Below are 18,225 nucleotides of genomic sequence, written 5' to 3' on the forward strand. Positions count from 1 at the left end.
AGGGGCGGGTAATTTCTGGCAAAAATCTGCCAGAAATTGATAAAATCAGAGCTTGAACTGATCACCGAGATAAAGACGCCGGACATCCGGATTCGCAATAATCTCGTCCGGACGGCCGTGGGTCAGAACCTGCCCCGCATGAATGATGTAAGCGCGGTCAATCAGCTTCAGCGTTTCACGCACATTGTGGTCCGTGATGAGAACGCCGATGCCGCGGCTGGTCAAATGGCGGACGAGCTGCTGGATATCGGAGACCGCAATGGGATCAACGCCGGCAAACGGCTCGTCAAGCAGCATGAAATTGGGCCGTGAGGCCAAGGCGCGGGCAATCTCCAGCCGGCGGCGTTCACCGCCGGAGAGGGAAAGCGCCGGCGCCTTGCGCAGATGGGCGATATGAAACTCTTCCAGGAGGGAATCCAGTTCCTGCGCCCGTGCGGTGCGGTCCTTCTCGACCACTTCGAGCACGGCCTTGATGTTGTTTTCCACGGACAGGCCGCGGAAAATCGAGGCTTCCTGCGGCAGATAGCCGATGCCGAGGCGCGAGCGGCGATACATCGGCATCGTCGTCACATCAAAGCCATCGATTTCGATATTGCCCTTGTCGACCGGCACCAGGCCGGTGACCATATAGAAACAGGTGGTCTTCCCGGCGCCATTCGGGCCGAGAATACCGACCGCTTCGCCGGCCCGCACACCGAAGGAAACACCATTGACCACCTGACGGCCATTATAGCTCTTGGTGATGCCGCGGGCGACAAGCGTCCCCTTCATCCGGTCCGTCGCCGACGGATCGGCGGCGCGCATCTCCTGGGAAATGCGCGCATCTGGCGATGTGGGGGTCTTTGCGGATCGACGGGAAAACAGGGACACTTATACCGCCGGCCTAGTTCTTCGGAGCGCTCTTCGGCGCAACGACGATAGAAACGCGGCCGGTCTGTCCATTCTTGCAGCTTTCCAGCTGGGCCTGACCGCTCTTCATCTGCACGGTCAGCTTGCAACCGACGCCAACATTATCGCCCTGCGAGAGAACGACCTTGCTGCCGGTCAGAACCAGAACCTGCGTCTTCATGTCGAACGTGCCATGGTCGCCCGTGGCAACCTGATCTTCGGACTTCACGTAGACCTTGTCATTGACCTCGATGTGGTCGATGTCCTGGGCGCCTGCACCCGCAGGCGCGGCTGCCTTGGTCTCTGTTTTGGTGGCTGCCTTGTCGGCGGCTTTTTCCGCGTCGGTCTTTTCCGGCTTCTTGACGTAGTAAACGATCATGGAACCCGCCTTCATCAGCGTCGTCCCCTGGGTGACCGATACATTGCCGGTGAAGGTGGCAGTACCCACATCATTATGCACGTCGAGGCGATCGGAATCGATCTGAATGGGCTGATCACTCGAAAGCTTCATGCCGTTGTTCAGGCCGCCGGCCTTGCTCGCATCCTGCGCTGCAACAGGACCAATCATGGAGGATGCCCAAATGCCCAATGCAACAGTCGAAATGCTGATCAGTCTTGTCCCGCGCGACATTGTCTCAATCTCCTAAATCCGGGATATCCCCACCTGGCCGGCAATCACTGCGGTGATTTGGCTTCGTTGCGACCTTCATGCAGCTTTGCGGGCTGAATGACAAGCCTGACCCCCTTTTCAAAGACCATTACTTTGCCACTCTGAGTAATTTTCATACTGTCTGCGACGATACTGGCACTGCTATTTTCGATCTTGACAGGCTGATCGGTCGACATCGAGTTTTCTTGTATATTGATATCGGCGGATTTCAGCTGTGCTTTCATGCCGTCCGAGGTTGTCAGCGTTATGTTGTTGTCAAGCTTCAACTGGCGGTTGGCATTGTCGTAAAGGCCGCCCTTGGCGTTGACCTGCGCCCGCAGATCCTGGCCAACCGGAATTTCCGCGCTGATATTCTCAAGCGTGATCAGCGAGCTGTTGCCGACATCCTGCAGCGCCCGTTCCGCACTCATCTTGTAGGGGAGCTTGTCCTTGGTAAAGCCATCCAGTTTGGGATTGGTCATGACCAGCTTGCCATCCTGAATGCCCGCACTGTCCAAAGTGATATTGCTCGGGATGTTCGTCGTGGAGAAAAATGTGAACCAGGAGAAAACCGCAGCGCCGATCACGGCGACGGCAGGCAAGGCAAATTTCATGAAGCGCACGCGCCGCGAATGGCGTTCCGCAGCGCGAAAAACGTGCGAATCCTTCTCGGTGGCAGAAAATTGCCGCGCAACTTCCGCATGCTGCGCAGCAGCCGCTGTTGCATCGCCGTTTGGATGCGTATGTTTCAGTTCAATGGACATGTATTGGCTATACTACCGATTGCGATGTGTTGGCGCCCTGTTAGTTGAACGCCAATATGGTTATTTTTCGATGAAATGAACCAGGGTCTATGGGACACGTTGCATTTGATCGAACAAATATGCCGTCATCCACTCATATACAAGGTGCCGCGCCAATTGCCTATATGGGGCAATGTGCTGAACCCCGGGGTCTGGACTTCCTCGGAATGTTGCCGCAGAAGAATGCTTGCACTGAATTGCACAGGAAACGGACGATACGATGGCAAACACAGCTGACGCAATCATCGACAGGCGCCGTCTCCGGCGCAAGCTGACATTCTGGCGTGTGCTTTCCCTTCTGGTTGTCGCGCTCGCCCTGATCGGGCTTTACGGATTTCTCTCCGGTTCCGACCGCCTTTCCGGCAAAACCGCAGCGCATATCGCCAAAATCCGTGTTGAAGGCACGATTTTCGAGAATGACGAACTCATCAAGCGTCTGGGCGAAGTCGCCGATTCCACCGCTGTGAAGGGCGTCATTCTTTCGGTGGATTCACCGGGCGGCACCACGGCAGGCGGCGAAGCCATCTATGAAGCCGTGCGCAAGATCGCCGCGAAAAAGCCCGTTGTTGCGCAGGTCGGAACATTGGCGGCCTCGGCAGGCTACATGATTGCCAGCGGTTCGGACCATATTGTCGCACGCCAGTCCTCCATCGTCGGATCGATCGGCGTGCTGTTCCAGTATCCCGATATTTCCGAGCTGCTGACGAAGGTCGGCGTCAAGGTGGAGACAATCAAATCCAGTCCGCTGAAAGCCGAACCGAACTTTTTCAACCCCGCCAGCGACGAAGCCAAAGCCATGATCCATCGCATGATCATGGATTCCTATGACTGGTTCGTCGGAATCGTTCAGGAACGGCGCAATTTTACCCGCGAACAGACGCTTGCGCTGGCCGACGGATCGGTCTTCACCGGCAGACAGGCGCTGGCCAACAAACTCATCGACGAACTTGGCGGGGAAGACAAGTCGATTGCCTGGCTGAAAACCAAGGGCGTTGACGAGAAATTGCCTGTCATCGAATGGAAACCCGCACAAAAGACAACCTTCAGCTCGTTTCTGTCCCAATCCGCGCTGAAAATGCTGGCACAATATCTCGGTATTCCGCAGGAAAGCACCGGGTTGCTGCGCGATTTGACGGGTGATCGCATCTTCCTTGACGGGCTCGTTTCTGTTTGGCACGTTGACGGCAGGCCCGTAGGGGCGCAATAGAATATTTAAGCTTACAGGATCAGTGACATAGTCATAATGGCCGTGTCATTTGAACTTGAACCAGAAGGGGATTATGCCGTGATCAAATCAGAGCTCGTCCAGATCATTGCCAACCGCAATCCGCACCTGTTTCAACGCGATGTCGAGAATATCGTCGGCGCCATTTTCGACGAGATCACCGACGCTCTTGCGGAAGGGAATCGGGTCGAGCTTCGTGGCTTCGGTGCATTCTCGGTGAAAAACCGCCCCGCCCGCAGCGGTCGCAATCCCCGCACCGGCGACAGCGTCGAGGTCGAGGAAAAGTGGGTGCCATTCTTCAAGACCGGCAAAGAGCTGCGCGACCGGCTGAACGCCGACTGAATGCAGCAACAAGCTGGGGCGGCTTCATAGCCTGATGATACGTGAAGTGCTGTTACCCTGGAGAGAGATATGATCAATCGCGTCGTTGTCGTCCTCATTCTCGTGCCGCTGGCAGTTATCCTGATTGCACTGTCGGTGGCCAATCGCGGGCTGGTGACCTTTACGATCGATCCGTTCAATCCGGGCAATCCCGGCCTGTCCTATGCCGCACCCCTCTTCGTCTGGCTGTTTCTTGCTCTCTTCGTCGGGCTGATCCTTGGCAGTTTCGCCACCTGGATCAACCAGGGCCGGCACCGCAAACTGGCGCGCCAGCGCAAGCAGGAAACCGAACTCCTGCGCATGGAAGCGCGGAAATCGGCGGCCACGCAGTCCACGCCCAACCTTCCCTCCCTGCACTAAGCAGCGTATTGTCAAGGATTTGCAATGAAACTGGTCTCTCCGGCTGACGTCGACGGGCTGTTGAACTGGCCGGACATGATCAACGCCATTGAAACGGCGTTCCGTCAGGGCGTTATCCAGCCCGTGCGCCACCATCACACGGTTGATCGCCCCGATGGCGCCGCATCGACGCTTCTGCTGATGCCGGCCTGGTCGGACTTCGACGCGCTCGGCGATTCGTCGAAGGGCTATATGGGCGTCAAGATCGTCACGGTGTCGCCTGACAATGGGGCCATCGGCAAACCGGCCGTCATGGGCGTCTATCTGCTGCTCGATGGCAAGACCGGGGAACCCAAGGCCCTCATCGATGGCCAGCGTTTGACCACATGGCGCACCGCAGGCGCCTCCGCCCTTGCCGCCCGCTATCTCGCCCGTGAAGATGCATCCAAACTGGTTATCCTTGGCGCCGGCGCGCTCTCGGGCTTTCTTGCCCGCGCGCACAGCTCCGTCAGACCGATCCGCGAGATTTCCATCTGGAACCGCAGCATCGACAATGCGCGCAAAGTGGCGGCGGATCTTGTCGCTGACGGGTTCAACGCCAAGGCGGTCACCGACAAGGATGCGGCCATCGCCGACGCCGATATTATCGCCGCTGGCACACTGTCGACCGAACCGCTTATTCTCGGCAGGCATCTGAAGAAGGGCGCGCATGTCGATCTTATCGGTGCCTTTACCCCCACCATGCGGGAAAGCGACGATGAGTGCGTCAAGCGCGCGCGGGTGTTTGTCGACACCCGGGAAGGCGCGCTGAAGGAAGGCGGCGACCTCGTCCAGCCGATCAAGGCGGGCGTCATCGGCGACAGCCACGTGATCGGCGATCTGTTCGATCTCACCCGCGGAACGGTGAAGGGGCGTCAGTCGCCCGATGAAATCACCCTGTTCAAGTCGGTCGGCGCTGCGCTGGAAGACCTTGCCGCCGGCATTCTGGTCTATGAAAAGGCGATTGCAGCCTCTGCCTGAGTGTTTTTGCTTTCGCCTTTCCTCATCTTGGCATAGGAAACCACCATTGAGCGATGGCCAAGGGCATATGAGGGCATAACGGTTTGAAATCGTCTGGCGGAAAAATCAGGAAGGCCAAGGGCACCGGCCCGAAAGGCGCGGGACCGAAAGCTGCGCCGCACCGGCAGCAGGCGACAAAACCCCGCCCGCAATTTGCCAAACCCTCTGCCCCGGCGGACAATGATGCGCGCGTCAAGGCAGCGCCGCGTTCCGAACCGCTGCCCAAGCGGGTCCTGACCCGCCATACCGGCCCGCGCCCGACAGAAAAGACCGGACTGGTCCTCGAAACGCTGCCCTCCGATGATTACGCGCTGCTCGACAGCGGCAACGGCCTCAAGCTCGAACAATATGGTCCCTACCGGATCATCCGCCCGGAAGGCCAGGCCATCTGGCTCCCGGCCTGGAACAAGGCCGAGTGGGACAAGGCTGACGCGATCTTTACCGGCAATACGGACGAGGAAGGCGTCGGACGCTGGCATTTCCCCAAAGTGCCGCTCGGCGAAACCTGGCCGCTTGCCTATGAGGGCATTCCCTTCTTCGGCCGCTTCACCTCCTTCCGGCATGTGGGCGTGTTTCCCGAACAGGGAACGCACTGGTCGCACATGGACAGCCTCATTCGCGGTGCAAAGCGCCCGGTGAAGGTGCTCAATCTTTTCGGCTATACCGGCGTCGCCTCGCTCGTTGCCGCCCGTGCGGGCGCCGAGGTGACTCATGTCGATGCCTCGAAGAAAGCGATCGTCTGGGCCCGCGAAAACCAGGAAATGGCCGGACTTTCCGGCAAGCCCATCCGCTGGATTTGCGAGGATGCTATGAAGTTTGTCGCCCGCGAAGAGCGGCGCGGCAGCGGTTATGACATCATCCTGCTCGATCCGCCCGCCTATGGCCGCGGCCCGAATGGCGAGGTCTGGCAGCTCTTCGACAATCTGCCCGATATGGTCGATCTGTGCCGGTCGATCCTGACGCCCAATCCGCTCGGTGTGGTGCTGACCGCCTATTCCATCCGCGCATCGTTCTTTGCCATTCACGAGCTGATGCGCGATGCCTTTACCGGTCTTGGCGGCGAAGTGCAGTCCGGCGAACTGATCCTGCGCGAACGGTCTTCCGGGCGCGCCCTTTCCACGTCCCTGTTCAGCCGCTGGGGTGCCAAATGACCAGACATGACGACCGCCAGCACGGCAGCTCCATCGCGCGGCCCGGCAAGGTCAAGGAAGTCACCAGCCTGACCAACCCGATCGTCAAGGATCTGCGATCCCTGGCGCTGAAGAAGTTCCGCGACCAGCAAGGTGTGTTTCTGGCCGAAGGCCTGAAACTCGTCATCGACGCGCTCGATCTCGGCTGGGTCATCAAGACGCTTGTCTATTCCAAGGCCGGCAAGGGCAATTCCCTTGTCGAGCAGGTGGCAGCCCGCACGATTGCCAAGGGCGGTGACGTGCTCGAGGTCAACGAGAAGGTGATTTCCGCCATCACCCGGCGCGACAATCCGCAAATGGTCGTCGGTGTGTTCGAGCAGCAGCTGCAGCCCCTGTCGGCCACCCGACCGCAGGGCAACGATGTTTACGTCGCGCTCGACCGGGTGCGCGATCCGGGCAATCTCGGCACGATCATCCGGACAGCCGATGCGGCAGGCGCCAAGGGTATCATCCTGATCGGCGACACCACGGACCCGTTTTCGCTCGAAACCGTGCGCGCCACCATGGGTTCGGTCTTTGCCGTCCCGCTGATACGCACGAACGAAACGGAATTCCTTTCCTGGCGAAAGGGATTTTCGGGACTCATCGTCGGCACGCACCTCAAGGGCGCTGTCGACTACCGGACGATTCCCTACAAGGGCAAGCCGGTCATTCTGCTGATGGGCAATGAGCAGCAGGGCCTCCCCGACACGCTGGCCTCAACCTGTGACAAGCTGGCCCGCATTCCCCAGGAAGGCCGGGCGGATTCGCTCAATCTCGCCATTGCCACCGGCGTCATGCTGTTCGAGATCCGCCGCGAGGCGTTGACACTCGATGGCGGCAAACAGGATAAATAACCTCCATGAAAAGCAAATCCTTCTTCGGCCTGCTGGCGATTGTGGTGCTTGCCGTGGCGAGCGACCAGATCATCAAATATCTCGTCGAGACCGGCATGGATTACCAGCAGCAGATCGATCTGCTGCCATTTCTGGCGCTTTTTCGTGTTCACAATAATGGCATTGCATTTTCGATGCTCAGCGGCATGCACGACCTCGCCCTGATCGGCTTGACCGTCGTCGTCATCGCCTTTGTCAGCTATCTCTGGTGGAGCACCGTACCGGCACGCTGGATCTCGCGCATCGGCTTTGCGCTGATCATCGGCGGTGCCATCGGCAATCTGATCGACCGCAGCCTGCTTGGCTATGTCGTTGATTATATTCTTTTCCATCTGCCGTCATGGTCATTTGCCGTCTTCAATCTGGCCGATGCCTACATTTCCGTCGGCGCCGCACTGGTCGTGCTTGAAGAAATTTTTGTCTGGCTGCGCGAGCGCAAGACGCCAAAGGGGCAAGCTGGGGGAAACTGAGGAAAACCCAGCATCTGCGGTGTCCCCCGCGTCATGCGCCCGTCATCCAATTGTTGTATTCAAGCACCTAGTGATTGCCGATCAACCATGATGAGAGCGAATCGTTATGAGCTTCGCCTTGCTTGAACCTGCGTCTATCTTTAAAGATCAGCACACGATGTCGCAGGTTGATTCAACACCCTCGCCGTTTACGGCGCCACACCTTGTCGCGGTGCTTGGACGCATTGGGACGATGGAAGTTTGCCTTGCGCAAACCGAAGCCGAAATCGTCTCTGCCCAGCAGCTGCGCTTCAAGGTATTTTTCGATGAACTCGGCGCCAAGGGCTCGGCTTCCCTGGAGCAACGCGACGCAGACCGTTTCGATCCCGTATGCGATCACCTCCTGGTTTATGACACCTCGATCATTGGCCCCAAGCACAAGCAGATCGTCGGCACCTACCGGCTGATGCGCTCGGAAGTTGCCCACAAAACAGGCGGTTTTTACTCGGCTAGCGAATATACGATCGACAGTCTGGTAGCTGCCAAGCCGCAGATGCATTTCCTTGAGCTCGGCCGGTCCTGTGTTTTGCCGGAATACCGCTCGAAGCGCACGGTCGAACTGCTGTGGCAGGGCATCTGGAGCTATTGCCGCTATCACTCCATCGACGTGATGTTCGGCTGCGCATCCTTCCAGGGAACGGTGCCGGCGGCGCATGCCCTGCCGCTGTCGTTCCTGCATCACAATTGCCGCGCAACGCCGGACTGGGATGTCCAGGCCCTGCCATCGCTGTATCAGCCGATGGACCTCGTTCCCAGCGAAGCGGTCAATCCGAAGGTTGCCCTGTTCGCCATGCCGCCATTGATCAAGGGCTATCTGCGCCTTGGTGCCATGATCGGTGACGGTGCGGTGGTGGATCATGATTTCGGCACGACCGACGTGCTGATCATTCTGCCGGTCAGCCGCATTTCCACCCGCTACGTCAGCCATTACATCTCGAACGCCAAGCGTTTCGACTGAAATTCCACTTTCGCCTCATGCAGGACGAACATCATCTGTGGAGAAAACCGCCGATGATGCGCCTGCACGGTGTGTAAAGTTCCCGATAGCGCATAGATTGGTCTTCTGATCGGAATCGGTCAAAATCAGGAGAACGTCTTGGCCGACATGCCATTCACTGCGGAAACACCATCCTATGAGGTTGACAGCTCGGCGCGCCCAACGCCGATGATGGAGCAGTATATCGAGATCAAGGCGACCAATCCGGACAGCCTGCTGTTTTACCGGATGGGCGACTTCTACGAGCTGTTCTTCGACGATGCGATAGCCGCGTCCCGCGCGCTCGGGATCACGCTGACCAAGCGCGGCAAGCATCTGGGCGAGGATATCCCGATGTGCGGCGTACCGGTGCACGCGGCGGACGACTATCTGCAGAAGCTGATCATGCGCGGCTTCCGGGTTGCGGTGTGCGAACAGGTGGAAGACCCGGCTGAAGCGCGCAAGCGCGGCTCGAAATCCGTGGTGAAGCGCGATGTCGTGCGGCTGGTCACCCCCGGCACGCTCACCGAGGAAAAGCTGCTCGATCCCTCCGAAGCCAACTATCTCATGACGCTGGGACGGGTGAAAGGCGCGGCGCAGGGCCAGTTTGCCTTCGCCTGGATCGATATTTCCACCGGCACGTTCCGGGTCAGCGAAACCGATCCGTCGCGGCTGCTTGCCGATATTCTGCGCGTCGATCCGCGCGAACTGATCGTTGCCGATCCGGTGTTTCACGATCCGGACCTGCGCCCGACATTCGATGTCATCGGGCGCTCGGTCAGCCCGCAGCCGCCAAGCCTTTTCGACAGCGCCACGGCGGAAAACCGCATACAGCGCTATTTCGACGTGGCCACGCTCGACGGCTTCGGCCATTTTTCGCGCGCCGAACTGTCAGCCATATCGGGCGCCATTGCCTATGTGGAAAAGACGCAGATTTCGGAACGCCCGCCGCTGATGCGGCCAGAGCGGGAATCGGAAGGCTCCACGCTTTTCATCGACCCGGCCACCCGCGCCAATCTGGAAATGCTGCGCACCTTGTCGGGCAATCGCGATGGCAGCCTGCTCAAATCCATTGACCGCACGGTTACCGGCGGCGGCGCCCGGCTGTTGGCCGAGCGGCTGACCTCGCCGCTGACAAATCCCGCCGCCATTGCGGCGCGGCTCGATTCCGTCTCCTGCTTTCTCACCGGACAATCCCTCGCCGATCTGACCCGCGAAGCATTGAAGGGCGTGCCGGACATGCCCCGCGCCCTGTCGCGCCTTGCCGTCGGGCGCGGTGGCCCGCGCGATCTCGGCGCACTCGCGCGCGGACTCGAGGCTGCCGCCCAAATCGCTTCTTTCCTGGGCAGGGAAGTGCTTCCCGCCGAACTCTCCGCCGTTCGGGATTGCCTTGGCAGCCTGCCCCACGACTATGCCGCTCACCTTGACCGGGCGCTGGATGACGAACTGCCTCTGCTCAAACGCGACGGCGGCTTCGTGCGGCCAGGATACAATGCGGAACTCGATGAGATGCGCGCCTTGCGCGACCACTCCCGCCGTATCATTGCCGGTCTCCAGGCCGATTACATGGATCTGACCGGCATCCGCTCGCTCAAGATCAAGCATAACAATGTGCTCGGCTATTTCATCGAGGTCACGGCGAACAATACGTCCGTGATGACCGACACGGATGAGGCCAAGGGCAAATTCATCCATCGTCAGACCATTGCCAATGCGATGCGGTTCACGACAACGGAGCTCGCCGAACTCGAAACCAAAATCGCCAATGCCGCCGAACGGGCGCTGTCGATTGAACTGGGCATTTTCGACGCGCTGACCGGGGAAACGGTTGCCAATGCCGACGCAATCCGCGCCGGCGCTGCAGCGCTGGCAACCCTCGACGTCTCGGCATCGCTCGCTGCCCTTGCCGAAGAGCAGGGCTATTGCCGTCCGCTGGTCGATGACACCCTCGCCTTCGAGATCGTGGCCGGGCGTCACCCCGTCGTGGAACAGTCGCTGCGCCGGCAGGCGGCCAATCCATTCGTTGCCAATGACTGCAATCTCTCGCCCGAGGGTGCGGCCAAAGGCGCGATCTGGCTTCTGACCGGACCGAACATGGGCGGTAAATCGACATTCCTGCGCCAGAACGCATTGATTGCCATTCTTGCGCAGATGGGATCGTTCGTCCCGGCCGGTTCAGCGCATATCGGCATTGTCGACCGGCTGTTCTCGCGCGTCGGCGCATCGGACGATCTGGCGCGCGGCCGGTCGACCTTCATGGTGGAGATGGTGGAAACAGCCGCCATCCTCAATCAGGCCAGCGACCATTCCCTGGTCATTCTCGATGAGATCGGCCGCGGCACCGCGACCTTCGACGGCCTGTCGATCGCCTGGGCAGCGGTGGAATATCTGCATGAGAAGAACCAGTGCCGGGCAATTTTCGCCACGCATTTCCACGAAATGACCGCGCTGTCGGAAAAGCTGACGCGCCTGAGCAATGTCACCATGCGGGTCAAGGAATGGGACGGCGACGTCGTCTTCCTGCATGAGGTGGCCAAGGGCGCCGCAGACCGCTCCTATGGCGTGCAGGTGGCGCGGCTCGCCGGATTGCCGGAAGCCGTGGTCAACCGCGCCCGCGACGTTCTGCACCAGCTGGAAGCCGGTGAAACCTCGGGTAAGGCTGACAAGCTGATCGATGATCTGCCGCTATTCTCCGTTGAGGTGAAGCGCGAGGTGAAAGCCCCCGTAAAAGGCAAGGACAGCGCATTGCTGGCGGCCCTTTCGACGGTCAATCCCGATGAAATGACGCCGCGCGAGGCACTTGACGCGCTCTACCGGTTGAAAGGCCTTGCCACAAACCCGACATCGTGAAGACTTAGGGGCACGTCTGTCCCTAGTGGAACGAATTTGACATTCGCACCCGTTTGACATCACGCGAGATAGGCGAATGTCAAATTCAAAGTTCCACTAGGACCATCTACTTGCTAGTGGTCCTTTGATTCTGACATTTGCCTGGATGGCCTGTATCAATGGGTTGCAAATGTCAGAATCGGACCACTAGCGGGTACAGTGTCTTCAAAGGTAAGCATTTCGTTTATGGCAAATACGCGCTATAGCGTGCGGCCATCATTCATAAAGTCGTGTTCATGAGCGCAGACCTGAAACTGGAACAGATCGTCAGTCCGGCCAAACTTCATCGTCAGTTTGAAGATCTGGTCAAGGCGGCAAAAAAACAAGGCGCCGCTTCCGTCAATCGCAATGACGTGCTGCAGCTCCTGAAAGAGACACTCGTTTCGGGTCGCAAGACTGCCGAGGAGATGTTGAAAAAAGACGGCGGCGGCACACGCTGCTCCGTGCGCCTGTCCTATCTGATGGACCAGATCATTTCGGCGCTCTACGATTTTGCGATCACCCATGTCTATCATTCGGTCAATCCATCCACGGCAGAACGGATGACGGTGGTGGCGGTTGGCGGCTACGGCCGCGGCGGGCTGGCGCCCGGTTCCGATATCGACCTTCTGTTCCTGCTGCCCTACAAGCAGACCCCGTGGGGCGAGCAGGTGGTCGAGTATATCCTCTACATGCTCTGGGACATGGGCCTGAAGGTCGGCCACGCCACGCGCAATGTCGACGAATCCATCCGCCAGTCGCTCGCCGACATGACCATCCGCACCAGTATTCTCGAAGCCCGCTACGTCTGCGGCAATGACGAGCTTTTTACCACATTGGTGCGCCGCTTCGATACGGAAGTCGTCAAGGGGACAGGACCGGCCTTCATCGAGGCGAAGCTGACCGAGCGCAACGAACGGCACCGCAAGGCCGGTGCGACCCGCTATCTCGTCGAACCGAACGTCAAGGAAGGCAAAGGCGGCCAGCGCGATCTGCACACGCTGTTCTGGATCGCCAAATATTACTACCACGTCAAGACCAGTGACGAACTGGTCAAGCTCGGGGTGTTGTCGCGCGCCGAGCACAATATTTTCCGCAAGGCCGAAGACCTTTTATGGGCGGTGCGCTGCCACATGCATTTCTATACCGGCAAGGCGGAGGAACGGCTGTCCTTCGACATCCAGAGCGAGATTGCCCAGCGGCTCGGCTATACGGCACATCCCGGCCAGCGCGATGTCGAGCGCTTCATGAAGCACTACTTCCTCGTCGCCAAGGAAGTGGGCGACCTGACGCGCATCATCTGCGCCGCGCTGGAAGAAGAGCAGGCAAAACATGTTCCCGGTTTCAACCGGATTTTCCTCACCTTCTCGCGCCGCAAGCGCAAACTGCCGGGAACGTCGGATTTCGTCGTCGACAACCACCGTATCACCATCGCCAATGACGGCGTTTTCCAGAAGGATCCGGTCAACCTCATCCGCCTGTTCCACCTGGCCGATCTGCATGGGCTCGAACTCCACCCCGATGCGATGCAGCTGGTGACCCGTTCCCTGTCGCTGATCAAGGCGGATTTGCGCGAAAATCCCGAGGCCAACCGCCTGTTTCTTGAAATCCTGACTTCCGAGCGTAATCCCGAACTCATTCTGCGGCGCATGAATGAATCCGGCGTGCTGGGCAGGTTCATCCCGGATTTCGGCAAGGTCGTCGCGATGATGCAGTTCAACATGTATCATCACTACACGGTCGATGAGCATCTCTTGCGCTGCATCGCCGTATTGTCCGAGATCGATCACGGCGACCTCAGCAATGAGCATCCGCTGGCCAACCAGATCATGCCAGCCCTGAAAAAGGACCGCAAACTCCTCTATGTCGCCCTTTTGCTGCATGATATCGCCAAAGGCCGGCCGGAAGACCACTCTCTTGCTGGTGCGCGCATCGCCAAGCGCGTCTGCCCGCGTCTGGGCTTGTCCAAGTCCGATACGGAAACCGTGTCGTGGCTGGTCGAGCAGCACCTGACCATGAGCATGGTCGCCCAGTCGCGCGATCTCAATGACCGCAAGACCATCGAGGACTTTGCCGAGATCGTCCAGACGCTCGACCGGATGAAACTGCTTCTGATCCTCACCGTCTGCGATATCAAGGCGGTCGGGCCGGGCGTGTGGAACGGCTGGAAGGGCCAGCTGCTGCGCACCCTGTTCTACGAAACCGAACTGATGCTGACCGGCGGTTTCTCGGAAGTGTCGCGCAAGGAACGCACCGACCACGCCCGCGCGCAGCTCGAACATGCCCTGTCATCCTGGCCGCAGCTCGAGCGCCAGTCCTATCTTGCCCTGCACTATCAGAACTACCTGCTGACGGTCAGCCTCGACGACCAGATCCGCCATGCCAATTTCGTGCGCGAATCCGACAGTTCGGAAAAGACCCTGGCGACCATGGTCAAAACCCATGATTTCGAAGGTGTCACCGAAATCACGGTGCTTTCGCCCGATCATCCCCGCCTTCTGTCGATCATCGCCGGCGCCTGCGCTGCCGCTGGCGCCAACATTGTTGACGCGCAGATCTTCACCACGAGCGACGGCCGTGCGCTCGATACAATCCTGATCAGCCGCGAATTCCCGACCGATGACGACGAGCGCCGCCGCGCCATGCGGGTGGGGCGCCTGATCGAGGATGTACTGTCCGGCAAGTCCTACCTGCCGGAGATGCTGGCATCGCGCACCAAGCCGAAACGCGCGGTCAAGGCGTTCCGCATCACGCCGCGCGTCGAAATCAACAACACGCTGTCGAACAAGTTCACCGTTATCGAGGTCGAGGGACTGGACCGTCCGGGTCTGCTCTCGGAGATCACCGGCGTCATTTCCGATCTGTCCCTCGACATCGCCTCGGCGCATGTGACGACGTTCGGCGAAAAGGTCATCGACGTGTTCTACGTCACCGATCTTGTCGGCCACCAGGTCACCAACGGGGCGCGGCAGAACCGCATCCGCAAGAAGCTGCTCGCCCTGTTCGGCGAAGGCGATATCACCACGGCCCAGCCGCAGCGGCACAACATCCTGATGTCGGCAGAATAGGTTCAGCACCCATGTTTATTCGGAATCTGGAACAGATATGAGTCTGGTCAAAAAATTCGCGACGGTGGCCTCCGGTACCCTGATGAGCCGTGTCTTCGGGCTGACGCGAGAAATGCTGATGGCAGCGGCGCTTGGCACCGGCCCCGTCGCCGATGCCTTCAATGCCGCCTTCCGTTTCCCCAACACCTTCCGCCGCCTGTTTGCCGAAGGCGCGTTCAACGCGGCCTTCGTCCCGCTGTTTGCCAAGGAGATCGAGGCGAACGGCATGGATGGGGCAAAGCGCTTCTCCGAGGAGGTGTTCGGCGTCCTGTTCACCGTCCTGATGGCGCTGACCATTCTGATGGAACTGTCGATGCCGCTGATTGTGCGCACGGTGATCGCGCCGGGCTTCCTCGACGACCCGGTGAAGTTCGGCAATACGGTGTCGATGGCGATCATCATGTTTCCCTATCTGGCCTGCATGTCGCTGGCGGCGATGATGAGTGGCATGCTGAACTCGCTGCACCGCTATTTTGCTGCTGCCGTCGCTCCGGTTTTCCTCAACGTGATCCTGATCGGCGTGCTCGCCTATGCCTGGTACAAGGGACATGACGGCATCACGATCGGTTACGGCCTCTCCTGGGGCGTCATGGCGGCGGGACTGGTGCAACTGGCCATCGTCTGGTTTGCCGTGCGCAATGCCGGCATTTCCATCGGCTTCCGGCTGCCGCACTTCACGCCGAATGTGCGGCGCCTGCTGGTGCTGGCCCTGCCCGCGGCCATCACCGGCGGCATCACCCAGATAAACCTTCTGGTGAACACGAACATCGCTTCCGGCAAGGAGGGCGCGGTGACGTCGCTCGCCAATGCCGACCGGGTCTATCAGCTGCCCCTCGGCGTGGTGGGTATTGCCGTTGCAACCGTGCTGCTGCCCGAGCTTGCCCGTGCATTGCGCTCCGGTAACCACAGGGAAGCCGGCAGCCTGCAGAACCGGTCGGTCGAGTTCATCCTGTTTCTGACGCTGCCGGCTGCAGCGGCGCTGCTGGTCATGTCCGAGCCGATCATCCGCCTCCTGCTCGAGCGCGGTGAATTCACCGCCGAATCGACGCGGCGCGTGTCCAATATTCTCGCGGTCTACGGCCTTGGCCTGCCCGCCTTCGTGCTGATCAAGGCTTTCATTCCCGGCTTCTTCGCCCGCGAAGACACCAAGACACCGATGATCTTTGCAGCGGTTTCCGTTGTTATCAATGTCAGCATGGCGCTGACGCTGTTTCCGCTGATGGCCGAAACCGGCATTGCCACGGCCGAAGTGACGGCCGGTTGGGTCAATGCCATTCTCCTCTTCGCAACGCTGGTGTGGCGTGGACATTGGGGCCGCGATATCCCGCTGCTCACCCGCATTCCGCGCCTGATCTTTTCCGCCGCAGCCATGGCTGTTGCCCTGTATTACGCCATCCATTGGGCTGCGCCCTATCTTGCCTCCCACACGCCGGTGCATATCCAGGCCCCCGTGGTCTTCGGCCTGATCATGCTGTCGATGGTTGTCTATTTCGTCCTGGCCTTCGCAACCGGCGGCGCCAGTTTCGGCATGATCCGCCGCAATGTGAAACGCGGCGCCAAAGCACCGGTTTTGCCGCCGGAGGGCCCTGCGGCATGAGCGTCTCCTGAAGCTCAAATAGCCTTCGCCATCCCGATAGGGCTTGAATAGAGCGCCCTGCTCTGCCAAAACCTCCTCTCCATTGCCACCGGGCCGGAACGGCCCGGTCCCCGAACGATCAAGGACTGTTCATGAGCACGTTTGAGCCGCTCGTCTTTTCCGGTGTCCAGCCAACCGGTAATCTGCATCTCGGCAACTATCTGGGAGCGGTGCGGCGTTGGGTTGCCTTGCAGGAAAACAACAATTGCATCTACTGCGTGGTCGACCAGCACGCCATCACACAGGCGGTTTCCGTCTGGGGCGGTCCGGCCGAGCTGCAGCGCAACACGCGCGAAGTAACCGCCGCGTTCCTCGCCGCCGGCATTGATGCCGAGAAGCATATTGTCTTCAACCAGAGCCGTGTGCGCCAGCATGCCGAGCTTGCCTGGGTGTTCAATTGCATCGCGCGCATGGGCTGGCTGAACCGCATGACCCAGTTCAAGGACAAGGCAGGCAAGGACCGCGAGAACGCCTCGGTCGGCCTCTTCGCCTACCCCAACCTGATGGCGGCCGATATCCTTGTCTACCGCGCCACCCATGTGCCGGTCGGCGAAGACCAGAAGCAGCATCTGGAGCTGACACGCGACATCGCCCAGAAATTCAACACGGACTTCTCCGATCGCATTGCGGAACTCGGCCTCGGCATCGAGACCCAGTCCGGCGATGAAACGATCCAGAGCTTTTTCCCGCTGACCGAACCGGTCATCGGCGGTCCGGCGGCGCGGGTGATGAGCCTGCGCGACGGCACGAAGAAGATGTCGAAATCCGATCCATCCGACCTGTCACGCATCAACCTGACCGATGACGAGGACACGATTTCGAAGAAGATCCGCAAGGCAAAGACGGATTCCGAGCCCTTGCCATCGGATATCGAGGGCCTGAACGATCGCCCGGAAGCCGACAATCTTGTCGGCATCTATGCCGCCCTGACCGATACGGACAAGGCGGGCGTCATCCGCGATTTCGGCGGCCAGCAGTTCTCGGTGTTCAAGCCGGCGCTGGCCGATCTGGCCGTGGCAAAGCTGGCGCCGATTGCCAGCGAGATGCGCCGTCTTTCCGCCGATACCGCCTATATCGATTCCGTGCTGAAAAATGGCGGCGAGCGTGCAGCTATATTGGCGGAGAAGACGATGCGCAATGTGCGTGATATTGTCGGATTCCTTCAGGATTAGGCTCAACAGTCAGGGCAGGTTGAACAGATGGTATCAAGACGTCTCAGCCGTGAAGCAGGGCACCGCCGCAAGTTCCTGGCGGTGATCGACGAAACGCCGGAATGCGAGCGGGCGGTTGCCTATGCCTCGCGCCGCGCCAAGACCACGAACGGCGTGCTGGTCCTGCTGTTTGTCATCGACTCCGCCGACTTCCAGCAGTTTCTGGGGGTCGAGCAGATCATGCGGGCGGAAGCCGAGGAACGGGCGCATTCGACGCTGAGCAAGTTTGCCGCTTCGGTGCGGGAAACCATCAATATCGAATCCGAGCTTGTGGTGCGCGAAGGCATTACCGCCGAACAGATCCAGAAGCTCATCGAGGAAGACCAGGATATCGCCATTCTGGTTCTGGCGGCCGGTTCCGGCAAGGATGGGCCCGGCCCGCTGGTTCAGACCCTGGCCGGGCGCGAATCCTTCTCGATTCCCGTCACCGTCGTGCCCTATAATCTCTCAAACGAGGATATTGACGCAATCACATGATTGCATCTTGAAACCGTGATACACTCTTGCCT

The 18,225-nt window shown here is 59.6% G+C and carries 15 protein-coding genes and 1 pseudogene; 13 read left to right on the forward strand and 3 right to left on the reverse strand.

The features are described from left to right. Nucleotides 1-45: 45 nt before the first annotated feature. The 3 genes and pseudogenes from lptB to lptC form a co-directional block, all read right to left on the reverse strand. Nucleotides 46-774: pseudogene (gene lptB, locus J1W56_RS05380) on the reverse strand (LPS export ABC transporter ATP-binding protein); the annotation flags it as partial. A gap of 109 nt (nucleotides 775-883) precedes the next feature. Beyond that, nucleotides 884-1,519: an LptA/OstA family protein gene (locus J1W56_RS05385; RefSeq protein WP_223612254.1), complete on the reverse strand. Its 636-nt coding sequence runs from the start codon at nucleotides 1,517-1,519 to the stop codon at nucleotides 884-886. Between the two features lie 44 nt (nucleotides 1,520-1,563). Then, nucleotides 1,564-2,301 (reverse strand): LPS export ABC transporter periplasmic protein LptC, encoded by a 738-nt coding sequence (lptC, locus tag J1W56_RS05390; RefSeq protein WP_223612255.1) that lies wholly within the window; start codon nucleotides 2,299-2,301, stop codon nucleotides 1,564-1,566. A gap of 259 nt (nucleotides 2,302-2,560) precedes the next feature. On the opposite strand from lptC, the gene sppA reads away from it, so the two are divergent. The 13 genes from sppA to J1W56_RS05455 all read left to right on the forward strand — a co-directional run bounded on the left by sppA (nucleotide 2,561) and on the right by J1W56_RS05455 (nucleotide 18,193). After that, nucleotides 2,561-3,547 carry a signal peptide peptidase SppA gene (gene sppA, locus J1W56_RS05395; protein WP_223612256.1) on the forward strand — a complete coding sequence of 329 codons (987 nt, stop codon included), beginning with the start codon at nucleotides 2,561-2,563 and terminating at the stop codon, nucleotides 3,545-3,547. A 78-nt stretch (nucleotides 3,548-3,625) separates the two neighbouring features. Then, nucleotides 3,626-3,907: an integration host factor subunit beta gene (locus tag J1W56_RS05400; RefSeq protein ID WP_091878879.1), complete on the forward strand. Its 282-nt coding sequence runs from the start codon at nucleotides 3,626-3,628 to the stop codon at nucleotides 3,905-3,907. A gap of 69 nt (nucleotides 3,908-3,976) precedes the next feature. Beyond that, nucleotides 3,977-4,306 (forward strand): LapA family protein, encoded by a 330-nt coding sequence (locus J1W56_RS05405; RefSeq protein ID WP_105738045.1) that lies wholly within the window; start codon nucleotides 3,977-3,979, stop codon nucleotides 4,304-4,306. 24 nt (nucleotides 4,307-4,330) lie between these two features. Further along, complete coding sequence (locus tag J1W56_RS05410) at nucleotides 4,331-5,305, forward strand: ornithine cyclodeaminase family protein (protein ID WP_223612257.1); 975 nt, start codon at nucleotides 4,331-4,333, stop codon at nucleotides 5,303-5,305. Nucleotides 5,306-5,388: 83 nt separating this feature from the next. Beyond that, nucleotides 5,389-6,495: a class I SAM-dependent methyltransferase gene (locus J1W56_RS05415; RefSeq protein WP_226904565.1), complete on the forward strand. Its 1,107-nt coding sequence runs from the start codon at nucleotides 5,389-5,391 to the stop codon at nucleotides 6,493-6,495. Next, nucleotides 6,492-7,370, forward strand: a complete 879-nt coding sequence (locus tag J1W56_RS05420) for a TrmH family RNA methyltransferase (RefSeq protein WP_223612258.1) — start codon at nucleotides 6,492-6,494, stop codon at nucleotides 7,368-7,370. The genes J1W56_RS05415 and J1W56_RS05420 overlap by 4 nt, the downstream gene beginning before the upstream one ends. 5 nt (nucleotides 7,371-7,375) lie before the next feature. Then, nucleotides 7,376-7,879 carry a signal peptidase II gene (gene lspA, locus J1W56_RS05425; RefSeq protein ID WP_223612259.1) on the forward strand — a complete coding sequence of 168 codons (504 nt, stop codon included), beginning with the start codon at nucleotides 7,376-7,378 and terminating at the stop codon, nucleotides 7,877-7,879. Between the two features lie 157 nt (nucleotides 7,880-8,036). Beyond that, nucleotides 8,037-8,876 carry a GNAT family N-acetyltransferase gene (locus J1W56_RS05430; protein WP_223612260.1) on the forward strand — a complete coding sequence of 280 codons (840 nt, stop codon included), beginning with the start codon at nucleotides 8,037-8,039 and terminating at the stop codon, nucleotides 8,874-8,876. Between the two features lie 147 nt (nucleotides 8,877-9,023). Further along, the gene (gene mutS, locus J1W56_RS05435) at nucleotides 9,024-11,744 is read left to right on the forward strand and encodes a DNA mismatch repair protein MutS (protein WP_223612423.1); all 2,721 of its coding nucleotides are present in this window, start codon (nucleotides 9,024-9,026) and stop codon (nucleotides 11,742-11,744) included. Between the two features lie 275 nt (nucleotides 11,745-12,019). Further along, a complete protein-coding gene (locus tag J1W56_RS05440) occupies nucleotides 12,020-14,830 on the forward strand; it encodes a [protein-PII] uridylyltransferase (RefSeq protein ID WP_223612261.1) in 2,811 nt (936 codons plus the stop codon). A gap of 82 nt (nucleotides 14,831-14,912) precedes the next feature. Continuing rightward, complete coding sequence (gene murJ / locus J1W56_RS05445; protein WP_374042694.1) at nucleotides 14,913-16,466, forward strand: murein biosynthesis integral membrane protein MurJ; 1,554 nt, start codon at nucleotides 14,913-14,915, stop codon at nucleotides 16,464-16,466. 131 nt (nucleotides 16,467-16,597) lie between these two features. After that, nucleotides 16,598-17,677, forward strand: a complete 1,080-nt coding sequence (gene trpS / locus J1W56_RS05450) for a tryptophan--tRNA ligase (RefSeq protein ID WP_223612263.1) — start codon at nucleotides 16,598-16,600, stop codon at nucleotides 17,675-17,677. A gap of 27 nt (nucleotides 17,678-17,704) precedes the next feature. Further along, nucleotides 17,705-18,193, forward strand: coding sequence for a universal stress protein (locus tag J1W56_RS05455; RefSeq protein ID WP_223612264.1), 489 nt, complete (start codon nucleotides 17,705-17,707; stop codon nucleotides 18,191-18,193). The last annotated feature ends 32 nt before the right edge of the window (nucleotides 18,194-18,225 follow it).

Source organism: Phyllobacterium calauticae (genome assembly GCF_019991125.1).
Lineage (GTDB): Bacteria > Pseudomonadota > Alphaproteobacteria > Rhizobiales > Rhizobiaceae > Phyllobacterium > Phyllobacterium calauticae.

Excerpts from the sequence above, each read along its gene's own strand:
- mutS (WP_223612423.1), top strand. The coding sequence starts at position 9,024 with ATGCCATTCACTGCGGAAACACCATCCTATGAGGTTGACAGCTCGGCG.
- lptC (WP_223612255.1), bottom strand. The coding sequence starts at position 2,301 with ATGTCCATTGAACTGAAACATACGCATCCAAACGGCGATGCAACAGCG.
- murJ (WP_374042694.1), top strand. The coding sequence starts at position 14,913 with ATGAGCCGTGTCTTCGGGCTGACGCGAGAAATGCTGATGGCAGCGGCG.
- J1W56_RS05405 (WP_105738045.1), top strand. The coding sequence starts at position 3,977 with ATGATCAATCGCGTCGTTGTCGTCCTCATTCTCGTGCCGCTGGCAGTT.
- trpS (WP_223612263.1), top strand. The coding sequence starts at position 16,598 with ATGAGCACGTTTGAGCCGCTCGTCTTTTCCGGTGTCCAGCCAACCGGT.
- sppA (WP_223612256.1), top strand. The coding sequence starts at position 2,561 with ATGGCAAACACAGCTGACGCAATCATCGACAGGCGCCGTCTCCGGCGC.
- J1W56_RS05385 (WP_223612254.1), bottom strand. The coding sequence starts at position 1,519 with ATGTCGCGCGGGACAAGACTGATCAGCATTTCGACTGTTGCATTGGGC.
- J1W56_RS05440 (WP_223612261.1), top strand. The coding sequence starts at position 12,020 with ATGAGCGCAGACCTGAAACTGGAACAGATCGTCAGTCCGGCCAAACTT.
- lspA (WP_223612259.1), top strand. The coding sequence starts at position 7,376 with ATGAAAAGCAAATCCTTCTTCGGCCTGCTGGCGATTGTGGTGCTTGCC.
- J1W56_RS05430 (WP_223612260.1), top strand. The coding sequence starts at position 8,037 with ATGTCGCAGGTTGATTCAACACCCTCGCCGTTTACGGCGCCACACCTT.
- J1W56_RS05420 (WP_223612258.1), top strand. The coding sequence starts at position 6,492 with ATGACCAGACATGACGACCGCCAGCACGGCAGCTCCATCGCGCGGCCC.
- J1W56_RS05455 (WP_223612264.1), top strand. The coding sequence starts at position 17,705 with ATGGTATCAAGACGTCTCAGCCGTGAAGCAGGGCACCGCCGCAAGTTC.
- J1W56_RS05410 (WP_223612257.1), top strand. The coding sequence starts at position 4,331 with ATGAAACTGGTCTCTCCGGCTGACGTCGACGGGCTGTTGAACTGGCCG.